The organism is Janibacter sp. GXQ6167, assembly GCF_041365945.1.
GTDB lineage: Bacteria > Actinomycetota > Actinomycetes > Actinomycetales > Dermatophilaceae > JBGFSK01.
In genome coordinates, this window is record NZ_JBGFSK010000026.1 from 1 (window position 1) to 1,356 (window position 1,356).

At 66.0% G+C, this 1,356-nt stretch carries 1 protein-coding gene; it reads left to right on the forward strand.

The genetic code is table 11. The features are described from left to right. The first annotated feature begins 249 nt into the window (after nt 1-249). Nucleotides 250-1,335 (forward strand): IS110 family transposase, encoded by a 1,086-nt coding sequence (locus tag AB8K43_RS15435; RefSeq protein ID WP_370895091.1) that lies wholly within the window; start codon nt 250-252, stop codon nt 1,333-1,335. Nucleotides 1,336-1,356 lie beyond the last annotated feature (21 nt).

Here is a 1,356-nt window from a genome sequence, read left to right on the forward strand (position 1 = left end):
ATTGTCGACAGTGAGGATGGGTTTTGGCATCCCCGGGTGGAGGTCTGACTCGATTGTCGACGGGCGTCAGCGACTGCCTTTGCATGGGATTCGTCGATCTTCAGGCCCGGGGATGCCACGCACGCGACCGGACGGGCGGCGTGACCTCATAGGAGCTTGAGCAGAAGCCCCATCACTGTCTTGTCCGCCTTGCTCGACCGGGCGTGTGCCGTCCCCTGTAGCTGGCAATGAAAGGCGGCATAGACCACGATGACCGACCACCCCTCGTCCTCCGAAGTCTTCGGCGGAGTCGACACCCACGCGCTCACGCACCACGCCGCGGTGGTCGACCAGCTCGGTCGCGAGCTGGCTGACCGCGAGTTTCCTGCAACGCCCGCCGGCTATGAATCTCTGCAGTCATGGTTGCTCGGCTGCGGCCAGCTGGTGAGCGTGGGAGTCGAAGGCACCGGCTCCTACGGTGCTGGGCTCGCGCGGGTGCTCACCGGCGCAGGAATCTCCGTTGTCGAGGTCGACCGTCCAGACCGATCTGCGCGACGCTCGCAGGGCAAGTCCGACCCGCTGGACGCATACGCTGCGGCACGGGCGGCCGCGTCAGGACGCGCGGCCGGAACCCCGAAGTCGCGGGACGGCATCGTCGAATCCATCCGGTGCCTGCGCCTGGCGCAGCGCTCCGCGATCAAGGCCAGAACCCAGTGCATCAACCAGATCCGGGCGCTCCTGGTCAACGGACCGGCCAACCTGCGCGAGCAGATGCAGCCACTGCCCACTGCGAAGATGATCAAGTCCCTGGCACGACTGCGACCCGGAGCTGACCTGACGGATCCCGGCATCGCCTGCCGGCGAGCGTTGCGCTCACTGGCGCGTCGTCACGCGGACCTCGATGAGGAAATCAAGGAACTGCACCGCTGGCTCACCGACCTCACCCAACAGGCCGCGCCCGAAATGCTTGAACGGCCCGGCGTCGGTATCCAGGTCGCGGCACAGATGCTGATCACCGCTGGCGACAACCCCGACCGGCTCGGGTCCGAGGCGTCCTTCGCCCACCTGACCGGGGTAGCGCCCGTTCCCGCCTCCTCAGGAAAGCGGCACCGGCACCGGCTCAACCGGGGCGGCGACCGTGCCGCCAACAATGCGCTCTACACCGTGGCACTGGTCCGCATGCGTTACCACGAGCCGACCCGCGCATACGTCCAGAAACGCACCGCCGAAGGACTGACGAAGAAGGACATCATCCGCTGTCTTAAACGCGCCATCGCCCGCGAGATGTACCGACTGGTCACCCGTCGAACAGACCCGCTGACGAGCTCAACAGAATCTCTAGAGACAGCCGCTTGACATCTATAGGAGCATCCCTGC